Source organism: Tenacibaculum xiamenense, assembly GCF_964513065.1.
Taxonomy (GTDB): Bacteria; Bacteroidota; Bacteroidia; order Flavobacteriales; family Flavobacteriaceae; genus Polaribacter; species Polaribacter xiamenense.
In genome coordinates this window covers 74,699-88,210 of the sequence record NZ_CAZEQU010000033.1, presented here as the reverse complement: position 1 = coordinate 88,210, position 13,512 = coordinate 74,699, and the positions used below count along the sequence as shown (strand labels likewise).

Sequence of the window (13,512 nt, the reverse complement as noted above, 5' to 3'; positions counted from 1 at the left end):
GTTATTTACTTTTGTTCTTATGAATGAAAACTATTCTTTAAATGAACTACCTTCAATTGCCAAAATGGTTGTTGAAAATGCTGAAAGTAAAACACTCTTGTTTTATGGTGAAATGGGAGTTGGTAAAACAACTTTAATTAAAGAAATTTGTAAACTATTGGGAGTCGAAGACATTGCTAATTCTCCCACATTTTCTCTTGTAAATGAATATAAAACTAATAATAACTCTACTGTTTTTCACTTTGATTTTTATCGAATAGAAAATGAAGAAGAAGCATATGACATGGGAGTTGAAGATTATCTTTATAGTAACAACTGGTGTCTTATCGAGTGGCCTGAAAATGTTAAAAATTTATTACCTTTAGATTCGGTTATTGTAGATATCTCTTTATTAAGTGATGGACAACGTAACATTCAATTAAAAACCAACGCATGAGTTCAATATCATCTCCATTTACAAAAGAGCAGTTAATACCACAACCTGAAATGCTTGAAATTAAGAAGCAGAAAGGAGAATTGTTTATTGGAATTCCAAAGGAAACCCATTTTGAGGAAAAACGTATTAGCCTTACTCCTGACGCCGTTTCTGCTTTGGTTGCTCATGGACATAGAATAGTTATCGAAACTGGCGCTGGTGATGGCGCTAATTATAGTGATAAAGAATATTCTGATGCTGGTGCAAAAATTTCATACGATACAAAGGAAGTATTTGGATGTAATATAGTTCTTAAAGTAGAACCACCGTCATTAAGTGAAATTAAAATGCTTACACCGCAAGCTGTTTTAATTTCTGCTCTACAACTAAAAACACAAAAGAAAAAATATTTTGAAGCCTTAGCTAAAAAACGAATTACTGCAATAGCTTTTGATTATATCAAAGATGAATTAGGTACATATCCTATAGTGAAATCCTTAAGTGAAATTGCTGGTATTGCTACAATGCACATTGCTTCAGAGTTAATGTCAAATGCCAATGGTGGAAATGGACTATTACTCGGAAATATAGGAGGAGTACCGCCTAGCGATGTTGTGGTTATTGGTGCTGGAACTGTAGGTGAATTTGCCACCAAATCTGCAGTAGGTTTAGGTGCTAGAGTTAAAGTTTTTGACAATTCAATATCTCGTTTAAGAAAACTTCAAAACTGTATCAATTCACCTATTTATACTTCAACCATTCAACCTAAAACTCTCTTAAAAGCATTAAGGAGATGCGATGTTGCTATTGGTGCATTAAGAGGTGAAGATCGTTCTCCTGTTGTAGTAACAAGACAAATGATTGAGCAAATGAAAGATGGAGCAGTTATTGTGGACGTTAGTATAGATAGAGGTGGCTGTTTTGAAACTTCTCAAGTAACTACACATAGTAACCCTACTTTTATTGATAATGGCGTAATTCATTATTGTGTTCCAAACATACCATCAAGATATGCCAGAACTGCTTCGTTTTCAATTAGTAACATATTTACCCCTTATATACTTCAGATAGCAGAAGATGGAGGATTTGAAAATGCTGCAAGGTTTGATAAAACATTAAGAAGTGGTATGTATTTTTATCATGGTATTTTAACTAATAAATCTGTTGCAGATTGGTTCGATTTACCTTATCGAGATATCAACCTATTGTTTTTATAGTGATCATTAAAATTAAAGATTTTAAAGTATATAAAATAGGTGTGTAATCAGAGTTACACACCTATTTAAATATTCAGATAATACTAATCTAAATATTCATCTATTATTAGAAAGGTATAAATGCTGATACTTTATAAAACTCATCACTTTGAGACACATCTGTATTCAATACAGATCCACCTGAAATTCTAAATACAATTCCATTATCAAGTTTGAGTTTTAATGAACCTCCTAACCATTGGTATATTTGTAAGTTCTCTCCTCCTTCATTTCTAGTAATATCCAATGTTTCATAGAATGCCCCAACAACAACGCGGTCACTAACCTTAATCCCAGGAGCTAACCAGTTTAAGACATAATCTTTTGTCAAAATATTCTCATTGTCTCTTATTGACTTATAGTATGCCAAATATCCTTCAAAATCGATGACAGAATCGCCATAGTTAAAATATAAACTTGGAATAATTCCTTCTCCGAGCCTAGTTCCGACACTGTTTGAAAGAAACTTACCACTTGCAAAACCAAAAGATGGATTTAAATATAATTTATCATTGAAGACTTTGAATCCAATACCAGCTGCAACCTCTAACAAAAGGTCGCTTCCAGAATTTAAGTTTCCGAAGGCTCCGTTTGTCCAAAAAATACTATACATGGTAATATCAAATTTTTTGTTGGTTTCAAAGTTTGCGAAAAAAATAGGATAGAAACCTGCCGCACTGTTATGAATAATCTTAGCCGCGAAACTCGTTTTATTCTTTTTTTCTTGAGCATTATCTTGAGAGTATGCTGCACTTGTTATTAAAAATAACGTTACTAAAGTTATTATTGCTTTTTTCATTATTATGATGATTAGTTTAAAAATGTGTTGATTAATTTGGAAACATTTCCATGTTGTTGTTCAAGATGTACATGATGCCCACCTTCTATCCATTGAATCTCAGCATTTGCGAAATTTTTAATTCTAGAACTGAATAATCCGGTAGAAAAGAGCCCTTGTTTACCTAAAATAATTTTCGTTTTACACTTAATATTTTTAATAAACTGAACAACCTGTTCTTCTGTAATTCGATAATATTCTGGAAGCACGACTCTCGGATCATGTGACCATCGAAAACCACCTGAAACCGTTTTTAATCCGCGCTCAACAAGAATTGAAGCAGCACTGTATGAAATAGGGCTAATTCTGTTGTTTACCCTATCATTAATTGCTTCATTTCTATTCAAAAATGTCACAGAATCTTTGTCTGAGAAACCGTATAATTTTGCTTTTTTAGCCATTTTAAATTGCTTATATGCTCTTGTAAAATTGGCCACGATTTCATTCTTATTTGTAATAAATGGAGGCCCTAACCCATCAATAAAAATCAACTTATTAACACGATTGGGAAAAGCTCCGGACACCAATGAAGCGACACCCGAACCTAATGAATGTGCCATTAACGTGCACGATTTCCATTTCAATACGTCAAGACAATTGAGAATATCAATAGCATGATCCCATAGATAATAATTTCCATTGGTACTTCTGTGGTCAGAAATACCATGTCCAGCTAAATCTATAGCCACGATATAGTGGTCTTTAGAAAGCGTTGGAGCAATTTTGTCAAATGTATTTGAATTGTCTAACCACCCATGGATGGCTAAAATTCGATTGATACAATTTGAATCTCCCCAACTTTTACCTCTAAATGTAAAGTTGTTTACTACAATTTCAATAGGAGTTTCCATTATGAGGCTTTTACTTTTGCTTCTATTTTTTCAACTTCATTCAAAGCCTTTTCTTTTAATGAAATTAGATCAAACTTTCCATTAATCGTTTTGGGTAAACTAGGAACAATTGTTATATATTCTGGTACTTTAAATGCCTCCAAATTATTCTTACAGACAACATTAATACGTTCTTCTGTTATCTCCTTTCCATCTTTTAAAACAACAAAGGCATATAAAACATCTCCATAACTACTGTGAGGTACTCCCACAATTGCCACAGCATTAACTTCGTTAATAGTTCCTATAAAATCTTCAACTTCTTTAGGACTTACTTTAATACCTCTGGACTTAATAATATGATCCATTCTACCTTTAAAGTATAAGTACCCATCTTCATCTAGAGAACAATAGTCACCTGTGTACAAAACTTTTTCACCCATAATTGGACCATCTTTTAATTTTTGAGCAGTTTTCTCGGGTTTATTCCAATAACCTTTCATTACTGTTGCTCCTCTAATTACAAGTTGACCAATTGTATTGGCTGTTTCAATTTTGTTATCATTTTCGTCGACCAACCATAATTCTGTATTAGGAATTGCTATTCCTACACAATCGATTTTTTTATCAATGTCTTCTGGTGGTAGATACGTACATCTTTTACACTCGGTAAGCCCGTACATAGAGAATATTTCAGCCTTTTCAAAAATGTGCTGAATCATTTTAATATTTGTCCTGGTGAGTGCAGCACCAGTATTTGTAACTTTACTGATACTTGACAAGTCAAACTTTTTATTTTTGTCTTGATCATGAAGCAAAGTGACTAAGGTAGGAACTGCGGGAAGAATTGTAGCTTTTTCTTTCTCTATGGTTTTCAATAGAAAAATAGGCCACGTAGATTCTTTTTCAAGAAGAAGATTTGCTCCTGTTGAAATTGACATTATCATTTGGTACAAACCATAATCGAAGGATAATGGCAACACGCACAACACTTTGTCTTCATTATTATACCCCAAATATGTATTCAAGGAATGTGTTGCTGCTATCATATTTTGATGCGTCAACATTACTCCTTTAGGCTCACCTGTTGATCCAGAAGTATAAATAATTGCTGCTAGGTCAACACTTAAATTACCAGTTGGAGTAAATATTGATTTTGAACTCGAAATCGAGTTATCAAAACCTTCAACAAAATTACTCCTTAAACTTTCTGGCAATTTGGGTACAATTACTTTTTCCAAACTACTACTATCAAATAGTTCTAAATTTTCTTCAAGAATAATTTGATTTGTAAATAGAACTTTGGCTTTTGAATCGTCAATAATATAGTCTATTTTATCAGGCTTTAGCTCGGCACTTAGTGGAATGACTATCGCTCCAGCTTTTAAGATACCCCAAAACGAAATTACAGTTTCTATGGTATTCCCGAGTAGTATAATTATTCTATCCCCTCTTCGAACACCAATACTTTGTAGGTAAATTGCAAGTTGATTCGATTTTTCTTCAATGTCTTTAAATGTGGATTTAGTATCACCATACGTTACTGCTATTTTATCTGGAAAACGAGCAGTAGTGTTATCCAATAATTGATATAACTGTGTTATCATTTTTATGCTTTTTTACAAAGCACTTTTTCACTTGAAATTAGGCATAGGTATCCCATTAACCTTTTTAGACAAAAGATTTAAGGTACTAATAGGGTAATAGTACTCCTATTGGTATTGATAACAATACCAACTTAAAAGTGAAAAAGTGTCTTTTTAATTAATCTTATTTACTCAACCGCAGTAGTTTCAAGATTTAATGATTTTAATACATAATCAAAAATCGTTTGTAATGTATTAAAATGTCTTGCTTCGATTGTATCAGGATTAACTTCGAATCCCTTAATATTATCTTCTAAATAAGTCAGAAAAAACATGGATGATAATGAATCAATACCTAGATCGTTCTTCAAGTGTGAATCTAGTTTTATAGCATCGTATTCCAAGTTTGGGATGCTATCTATTAACCCATCTTTAACTATAGTTAATATATTTGAATTACTCATTTGTGTTTAGTTTTAATTGTTTGTTATTTGTTTAAAATAGGTGCTTGAATTTTGAAATCAACAAGTACTTGTCTGTCAATCATATCTTTCGGTAAATCCTTTTTTCTGATAAGGTGCATTTCTTCATTATACACCAAAATTTCAGCAGGAAATCCATGACTATGAAACAAACCTGGAGAAGACGTTGGTCCGTAAGCTCCTGACGATTTTACAACTAAAATATCAGAAACATTTACCTCCTTTAACTTGATATTTCTTCCTAAAATATCATCTGGACTACATAAAGGTCCTGATACTTGGTATTCGAATTCTTCTGCATTGTCTGTAGCTGATATATTTTCCATAGGAAAATTTCTTTTTACTACACGTCCTGATCCAGCCGCAGCTGAATGACAATTGGTTCCACCATCAGTTATCACAAAAGTTTTATTATGGTTTACTTTTATATTATTTACCTCTACAGCTAAATAACCAGCCGTTCCTAAAATGAATCGACCAGACTCCATAATAATTCTAGTATCAGGATAAACCGCATGAAATTCTTCAAACAATGGCTTCATTAGCGATTCAAATTCCTTAATGTCTAAAGGTGTTTGATTTGTGAAGTATGGAATTCCCATTCCTCCACCTACATCAACCATAGTGAATTTAGTTTTATACCTCTTCGTTATGGTATCATATAAATTCAATATGTATTTAGTATTTTGATATACAGAGTTAGCATCTAAAATACTGGTGCCATTATATACATGTATACCTCTAATGTTGATATTTGGTACTTGAAGATATTTCCCGAAGTTTTCAACAGCGTGCTTTTCATCAATTCCGAATTGAGTGGGTCTACCTCCCATTTTCCATGGTGATCCGTCGGCTGAAAAATCTGGATTTAATCGAATAGCTACATTGGCTGTAACTCCCATTTCTTTTGCAAATTCTGATACTCGTTGTAATTCGGTTTCAGATTCAATTACTAAAGCAAAAATGTTTAATTCTAGTGCTCGTTTTAACTCATAATCTTTTTTACAAGGTCCTAAAAATATGATGTCTTCAGGTGTTGAACCCGCTTTTAAGGCTATTTCCATTTCAGTTAAAGAACATACCTCTGTGCAAGCTCCCTTTGATCTTAGTAAACTTACTAAGGATACATTAGGATTTACCTTAAGTGCATAAAAAACATCTACAAATTCAGGAAGAGCATTTTTTAAGTTTCTGTAATTATTGATAATTTGTTCACCATCGTAGAGATATGACGGTGTGCCGTACTGTCTCGCAGCTTCTAAAAGCTTTAAGTTATTAATATTCATAAAAGGGTTTTTAAAATAATATTATTGTTTCTTTTCTATTTGTCCGAGTTAAACATGTCGTACTCGATAAGCCAATTGCCATTTTCTTTTTTCCAAAGAATTATATAAGATCCTTCAAAAATGTGCTCCTTTTTTGAGTTTACATATCCAAGCATATGGCAACGTTGAAATGCTACATTCATATCTCCAAAGAATTCTAGTTCGTCTTGAAAAAACTCTACTCTGTCAACACCTTTGACACTTTCAGTAAACTCTTTTTCAATATCAGCTCTACCTAACCTAGGTTTTACACCTGGCTTCATAAACACAGCTCCTTCAGTAGTATATTCTTCAGAAATACCTTTAGGGTCTTTATTTCGCCATTTTGTTTCGAATCTCCTATCGGCTATGTCAATTAACTTGGCATTTTCAAGTAGGTCTTGTTTTGAAAAATGATTGGAGCCATAATAGCTAACTACCGAGTTTTTGTACTTAATTTCAACATACTTTAAAGGTTTAGATTCTTTAAAAGAATAAATAATTGTTCCGATTAACATCGATAAACCTACAAGGATAATTACTCTTGTTTTTTTTGTTTTCATGATACATGAATTTTAATTAATAAATTGGTTTTTAATTCTTAAAACGACTGAGGTAAAAAAATAGAGTCAAGAAAAGACAATAGAAGTATCTCTATCGCATATATTGATAGTTATTCTTATTCCCCCATTTCATTTTTTTTAGAATTGTAGTTGTTGTCGTTGCGATATTTCACAACTTACATTTTATTAACGCTTTTTTTATGCATATTTTGCAAACGACAGCGTTTTGTTTTTAATTTGATTACAATATTTCAAATAAACCGAAGTATTCACAATTCAAATTAATACGATTTTTCACTTAAATTCGTCATTAATACCAGAATACATCTAATTCTTAAACACATCTTGATAACGATCTTTTCTTTAAGGAGAATAAACCGTTAAATACTCTCTTTTGCGTTTTTTAATAATAAATACATCGTTTTTCAATGGTTTCTTGACCAATTCGTCTAATAAATTAACGAAGGTGGTAACCGAAAAGGCTATTGCTAATTCAACTTCTCGCATGTTATTTATGATATATATTAAAACTTAATTTTATAGATATCATTCTTGCTTTTATTTAGGGTTGCTCGTTATTTTCCAGAGTTAAAAAATTCAGAAAATTGACTGAGCTATTTCGTGGGGAAGTATAATAGAGTAATTATTATGTCTATTAGTATTTAGTTATTGAAATTTTCAAACAATAATAAATACACACTCAACTAGCTTTATATAAAACAATTAAGTGGGGACAAACATAGTAAGGTAAAATAATCAAAAACTTTAATGAAGTACGTTTGACGTATTAATTGTATTAGAAAACAAAATAATATGTCTATTTTGAGAATCTTTACAAAATTAAAATTAATTAAACTTTATTAAAACATTAAATAAATATTAAATTTACACCAAAAATAAAACAAAATTGAGTTAATTCTTCGATTTTATCTTAGCAGAACTTTAGATTTATTTCTACTTTTGCCCTGTAAATTTAAACTATGCAGTTACTAAAACGTTTTGGCTATTACTTAATAGGTGTTGCACTAGGGTCAATAGCAGTTCTTTATTTTTGGAAAAATAAAAATGTTACATTTGATTATGGCATGGATGCTAGAACTTTAAAAACTATTAGAATAAAGAAGCGTATTTATTCTGATAATGCAAAACAAGTCTTACAATCGAAAGGAATGGACACTTCCTATGTAACTGCTGTTCTTACTAGAGGAGATGTAAACTTCGGAAAAAGCAAGCCTAGGCAAAAACCTTGCGCTGAGTATTTCATTACCGGAAAAGATAGCTTGGAAAATATGAGCCTTTATGTAATTCGTTGCGATTCAACAGCAACCATTAAAGATATATTCTTAAATTAGATTACTGGTTTACTTTAGAAATACTAAAAAGCCCATATAGAATAATTTCTGTATGGGCTTTTTAGTTCAATGACATTAAAATAATATCATTTAAAATATTTGTTTCGTGTAGTTAGGTTCGCCACTTCAAGTAAAATTAGTTGAAATAAAATGAAGTATAATTTTATATAGAGAAGTCTTCCCTATAATAAGTACAATGTTCTCGATACATTTTTTCACTTCGTTAACATTTAGTAAAAAAAACCCGAACTGACATTTTAATAATGAGAATGCACGAAAATCTAAACAGCATAAATTTCAAATAATAATTGAAATTATAACAAATTTTCAAGCATCAAAGAAATTACTTTCTTCTCCCCCTTAGTATTTAGGCATTCTATTAACACCTTACTCCCTTTTTTTGTCAAGAGCTTGTTATATTCCGATAGTGATCTCTTATTCCCATTTATTTTAAGAATTTGGTCACCAACTCGCAGTCCTTTTTTATAGGCAGGTGTGGTTTTATCAATTCCAGCGACTTTAATCTTTCCTCCACCTTTCTTTAATTTTATACCTGTTAAAGGAAATTTAAAATCTTCAGCATAATGCTTATTAGGTTTTAAATAAAGCTCTTTCTTTTCATAATCTAAAACAATGGTAAATCTTTTAATGATTTTTGCCCCCATAATTCCCATAAATTCAGGCATAGCTGTTACACCTCCATCACTATTAGATAACGAAACGGTAAGGTTTTTAAAAGTATGATTACCAATTGTAAGCGATTTTATTTTAATAATCTCAGAAATAGAAGAGCTTCCTAAGCCTTCCGATTCATTTCGAATACTTTTACCAGCCTTATTTCTTATATTATTCTTGTTCACAAATGGTGTATTTACCAATAAGGTTAATCCTGCACCACTATCAAAAAGTATTGGGCCTGTAAATTTTTCTCCATTTGTTAAGGTATAACTGATATTGAATTGTGGAATTGGTATCCCATTATTAAATGAAAATGGAATTTTAGAAAAACCATCTAAATCAACATCTTTTAACTTCTTATAAAGAACCAATTTGTTGTTTTCATAGTCTATTTTTGTAATGAATTTCGATAATACCGAATACCCAATAATTCCATCTAAATGTTTACCAAACACATTATTTAAATTCGATAAATCTTTCAGCACTAAATTATTATGATCAAACTTAATTTTATTATTTAATAATAACGTTTGATTTAAAGCGATATCATAGGTTTCAACACCTGAAGCCCCATCTACTTTTTGCTGATAATTACCTTTAATACCAATTTCATCAGCTATTTTTTTATCAATTAAATCAGCTGTTGCACCAGTATCAAAAACAAAATCAAGTTCTCTTTTTAAATCATTTACCTTAACCTTTACAAAGGTATGCCCACCTGGCTCAATATCCATTGGTATTTCTGCAACTTGACTAAAAATATTAACTGTATATATAAAATATACAAGTGAAAGTAAATAATGTAGTTTCATGTATTAATCTGTTTATATCGCAAATAAATAAAAGAATACCGATGATCAACGTTAGTGGAAGTGAAATAATGTTAATTAATGTTAACTGTAATTTACTTGCGGTATTTATCATGTAACCCTACCCCATTCAAAATTAACGGAATAATCTTTTCAATACGTTTTAATTTTGTAGCTTCTCTTTTAGCTTCGGAAATATGTTCCGTAAACTCTCTTTTTTTACTTAAAGTAAATTCTTCAAATTTCAACTTTACCTTAGAATCTTTGGTAAATACTGCTTCTAATTCTTCTGGAATAATTAAAGGCTTACTATTTCTTTCAACTTTAACTACTTTCCCTTCTTCAGAATTTTTCATAGCCTCAAGCACATACTCTTTCACAAGACCAGCATTTATTTCCTTAATAGAATTAAATCTCCATTGCCTCATAGCTTTTGTTTTGCCCTCTTGAGCGTTCATTAACACCTTTTGATCATCCTTTAAAAACACACCTTGATGAAACCAAATGCCAACATAGTTTTTAAAAGCCGACATCCCCATAATATTCTTCCCTTTATGAATATAAGCTGGAATGCCCCATTTTATATCTTCTTGTAGTCCTACCTCTAATAAAACAGAACGCAGGAGATTTAACTCCTGCGCCCAGTTTTCGTTTTTGTTTATGTATTCAGTAATTCTTAAATCCATTTATTTATGCATGAGAATTATCGTTTAACGTAAGCATCCAATTAACGCCAAATTTATCATTCAACATTCCAAATTTCCCACCCCAAAAAGCAGGTTCTAGAGGCATTAATACAGTACCTTCTTCTGAAAGTCCATTGAAAATAGCAACAGCCTCATCTTCATCATCGGTATTAATACTTACAGCGAAGTTATTTCCTTTGTTAAAAGATTCTTTACCACTTACAAAGTCGGAAGCCATAATTGCTCTATCTCCAATTTCAAGAGTTGCATGCATAATTAACTCATGAACAGATTCTGGAAATTGCTTACAAATGTCTTCTGGAGCATCTTTAAAAGGCATCATCATGGTAATATCACCACCCAAAACGTCCGCGTAATAGTTCATTGCTTCCTCGCAATTACCGTTAAAATGAAGATAGGTATTTACTTTCATAGTATTCGTATTAAAGTTAAATGTTAATTCGCTATATCACTGGTAAACTTAATTCTCATTAAACGAAGTTCTTCATCATCATAATCACCATCAAATTCATCTAAAGCCTCCTGGATTTTATCCGTTTCGGCTTCCATAAAATAATCGTAAATCTCTTCTTGTTGATCCTCGTCTAATAAATCATCAATGGCATAATCGATGTTTAATTTCGTTCCTGAAAATACAATTGCCTCCATTTCTTTTATCAATTCAGGCAATTCAAGCCCTTTTGAACTGGCAATATCCTCAAGAGGAAGCTTTCTATCTGTATTCTGAATAATATATAGTTTCAATCCAGAGTTAACCCCAGTACTTTTTACAATTAAATCATCAGGGCGAATAATATCATTTTCGTCAACATATGCCGAAATCAATTTTATAAAATCGCCTCCATATTTCTTTGCCTTACCTTCACCTACTCCATGAACTTTAGATAGCTCTTCTAAAGAAATAGGATATTTTAAGGCCATATCATCAATGGAAGGATCTTGGAAAACTGCAAAAGGAGGTACTCCTAGTTTTTTACCTACTTTTTTTCTTAAATCCTTAAGCATTGTTACCAACTTCGCATCAACACCTCCTTTAGATGATTTCGTATTTGTTATGATTGTTCCATCATCATCAGTAGCATATACATGATTTTCTGTCATCATGAATGAAGATGGATTTTTTATAAATTCTTTTCCTTCTTTAGTAATTTTTAAGACACCATATTGTTCTATTTCTTTTTTAATGAAATCAGCCACCAACACCTGACGTATTAGAGCATTCCAATAATGTACATCTTTTTCTTTTCCTATTCCGAAAAATGGTTGAGAAGGTGTTTTATGCGATTTTAACAATGCATTTTCATTACCAATTAACGTATTTACCACCTCTTTAGGTTTATACATTTCGTTCGTATCTACGATAACGGATAATAACTTAGCTACTTCATCTTGTGCTTCCGATTTTTTCTTTGGATTACGCATATTGTCATCCATATCGGCTCCTTCTCCATTTACTTCATCAAATTCTTCTCCAAAATAATGAAGTAAATATTTCCTTCTATTCATAGAAGTTTCGGCATAACCAACAACTTCTTGTAATAAAGCATGACCAACCTCCTGCTCTGCTACAGGTTTGTTTGCCATGAACTTCTCTAATTTTTCTATGTCTTTATAAGAATAGAAAGTCAAACAATACCCTTCTCCGCCATCTCTTCCTGCTCTACCTGTTTCTTGATAATAACTTTCTAAACTTTTTGGAATATCATGATGTATAACAAATCGCACATCAGGTTTATCAATCCCCATACCAAAAGCAATGGTAGCAACTACCACATCACAATCTTCCATTAAGAACATATCTTGATGTTTTGCTCTTGTTTTTGCATCCAAACCTGCGTGGTAAGGAACAGCATTCACATCATTTACCTGTAGAACTTGAGCTATTTCCTCAACTTTCTTCCTACTTAAGCAGTAAATAATTCCTGATTTGCTTGGGTGTTGTTTGATAAACTTAATAATGTCCTTTTCAATATCTTTCGTCTTTGGACGTACCTCATAAAACAAATTGGGTCTGTTAAACGAAGCTTTGAACACATTTGCATCAGACATCCCCAAGGTTTTCAAAATATCTTCCTGAACCTTTTCAGTAGCTGTAGCAGTTAGTCCGATAATAGGAACATTATCAATTTGTTTAATAATATTTCTCAAATTTCTATACTCAGGTCTGAAATCATGCCCCCATTCTGAAATACAGTGTGCTTCATCAATGGCAACAAAAGAAATTTTCTGAGCCCTTAAAAACTCAACATATTCTTCTTTAATTAATGATTCAGGCGCTACATATAGCAATTTTGTAATACCTTTTTCAATGTCCGTTTTTACTTGATTTACCTCGGTTTTATTCAAGGAAGAATTTAGTACGTGCGCAATACCTTGATTTTCAGAAATACCTCTTATGGCATCTACCTGATTTTTCATTAAAGCAATTAAGGGAGAAATCACAATAGCGGTTCCCTCTTTCATAAGCGCTGGCAATTGATAACAAAGTGATTTTCCGCCCCCCGTTGGCATTATCACAAAGGTATTTTTGTTGTTTAAGATGCTATTGACAACATCTTCTTGTAAACCTTTGAATTGACTAAATCCAAAAATTTTCTTTAACGATTTATATAAATCCGACTGCTCTATATCCATCTTTTTTAGAACAAAATTAAAAACTAAAACTAATTTATAAAAAAACTCCCGATAAAAA

13 protein-coding genes are annotated in these 13,512 nt (G+C 31.7%); 3 read left to right on the top strand and 10 right to left on the bottom strand.

Annotated elements, in window-relative coordinates:
* Positions 1-19: 19 nt before the first annotated feature.
* Together tsaE and ACKTTV_RS11535 are read left to right on the top strand one after the other, a co-directional pair.
* The gene (gene tsaE, locus ACKTTV_RS11540) at positions 20-436 is read left to right on the top strand and encodes a tRNA (adenosine(37)-N6)-threonylcarbamoyltransferase complex ATPase subunit type 1 TsaE (RefSeq protein ID WP_408030989.1); all 417 of its coding nucleotides are present in this window, start codon (positions 20-22) and stop codon (positions 434-436) included.
* Positions 433-1,632, top strand: coding sequence for an alanine dehydrogenase (locus ACKTTV_RS11535; RefSeq protein ID WP_408030988.1), 1,200 nt, complete (start codon positions 433-435; stop codon positions 1,630-1,632). Before tsaE ends, ACKTTV_RS11535 begins: the two co-directional genes overlap by 4 nt.
* A 106-nt stretch (positions 1,633-1,738) precedes the next feature.
* On the opposite strand, the gene ACKTTV_RS11530 is transcribed toward ACKTTV_RS11535, so the two are convergent.
* From ACKTTV_RS11530 to ACKTTV_RS11505, 6 genes are all read right to left on the bottom strand, one after another.
* A complete protein-coding gene (locus ACKTTV_RS11530; protein WP_408030987.1) occupies positions 1,739-2,470 on the bottom strand; it encodes a DUF6733 family protein in 732 nt (243 codons plus the stop codon).
* Positions 2,471-2,481: 11 nt separating this feature from the next.
* A complete protein-coding gene (locus ACKTTV_RS11525) occupies positions 2,482-3,360 on the bottom strand; it encodes an alpha/beta fold hydrolase (protein ID WP_408030986.1) in 879 nt (292 codons plus the stop codon).
* The gene (locus ACKTTV_RS11520; protein WP_408030985.1) at positions 3,360-4,946 is read right to left on the bottom strand and encodes a class I adenylate-forming enzyme family protein; all 1,587 of its coding nucleotides are present in this window, start codon (positions 4,944-4,946) and stop codon (positions 3,360-3,362) included. Before ACKTTV_RS11520 ends, ACKTTV_RS11525 begins: the two co-directional genes overlap by 1 nt.
* A gap of 167 nt (positions 4,947-5,113) precedes the next feature.
* On the bottom strand, positions 5,114-5,389 hold the full coding sequence (locus tag ACKTTV_RS11515; RefSeq protein ID WP_408030984.1) for an acyl carrier protein: 276 nt from the start codon (positions 5,387-5,389) through the stop codon (positions 5,114-5,116).
* Between the two features lie 23 nt (positions 5,390-5,412).
* On the bottom strand, positions 5,413-6,693 hold the full coding sequence (gene lysA / locus ACKTTV_RS11510; protein ID WP_408030983.1) for a diaminopimelate decarboxylase: 1,281 nt from the start codon (positions 6,691-6,693) through the stop codon (positions 5,413-5,415).
* A gap of 35 nt (positions 6,694-6,728) precedes the next feature.
* On the bottom strand, positions 6,729-7,274 hold the full coding sequence (locus ACKTTV_RS11505; protein WP_408030982.1) for a YybH family protein: 546 nt from the start codon (positions 7,272-7,274) through the stop codon (positions 6,729-6,731).
* 980 nt (positions 7,275-8,254) lie between these two features.
* On the opposite strand from ACKTTV_RS11505, the gene ACKTTV_RS11500 reads away from it, so the two are divergent.
* Positions 8,255-8,626, top strand: a complete 372-nt coding sequence (locus tag ACKTTV_RS11500; protein WP_408030981.1) for a DUF4258 domain-containing protein — start codon at positions 8,255-8,257, stop codon at positions 8,624-8,626.
* A gap of 314 nt (positions 8,627-8,940) precedes the next feature.
* Here the strand turns inward: ACKTTV_RS11500 and ACKTTV_RS11495 are convergent, their stop codons facing one another.
* From ACKTTV_RS11495 to recQ, 4 genes are all read right to left on the bottom strand, one after another.
* A complete protein-coding gene (locus tag ACKTTV_RS11495; RefSeq protein ID WP_408030980.1) occupies positions 8,941-10,116 on the bottom strand; it encodes an aspartyl protease family protein in 1,176 nt (391 codons plus the stop codon).
* A gap of 92 nt (positions 10,117-10,208) precedes the next feature.
* Positions 10,209-10,799 (bottom strand): YdeI/OmpD-associated family protein, encoded by a 591-nt coding sequence (locus ACKTTV_RS11490; RefSeq protein WP_408030979.1) that lies wholly within the window; start codon positions 10,797-10,799, stop codon positions 10,209-10,211.
* Between the two features lie 4 nt (positions 10,800-10,803).
* Positions 10,804-11,232 carry a VOC family protein gene (locus tag ACKTTV_RS11485; protein ID WP_408030978.1) on the bottom strand — a complete coding sequence of 143 codons (429 nt, stop codon included), beginning with the start codon at positions 11,230-11,232 and terminating at the stop codon, positions 10,804-10,806.
* A 23-nt stretch (positions 11,233-11,255) separates the two neighbouring features.
* The gene (gene recQ, locus ACKTTV_RS11480) at positions 11,256-13,454 is read right to left on the bottom strand and encodes a DNA helicase RecQ (RefSeq protein ID WP_408030977.1); all 2,199 of its coding nucleotides are present in this window, start codon (positions 13,452-13,454) and stop codon (positions 11,256-11,258) included.
* Between the last annotated feature and the right edge of the window lie 58 nt (positions 13,455-13,512).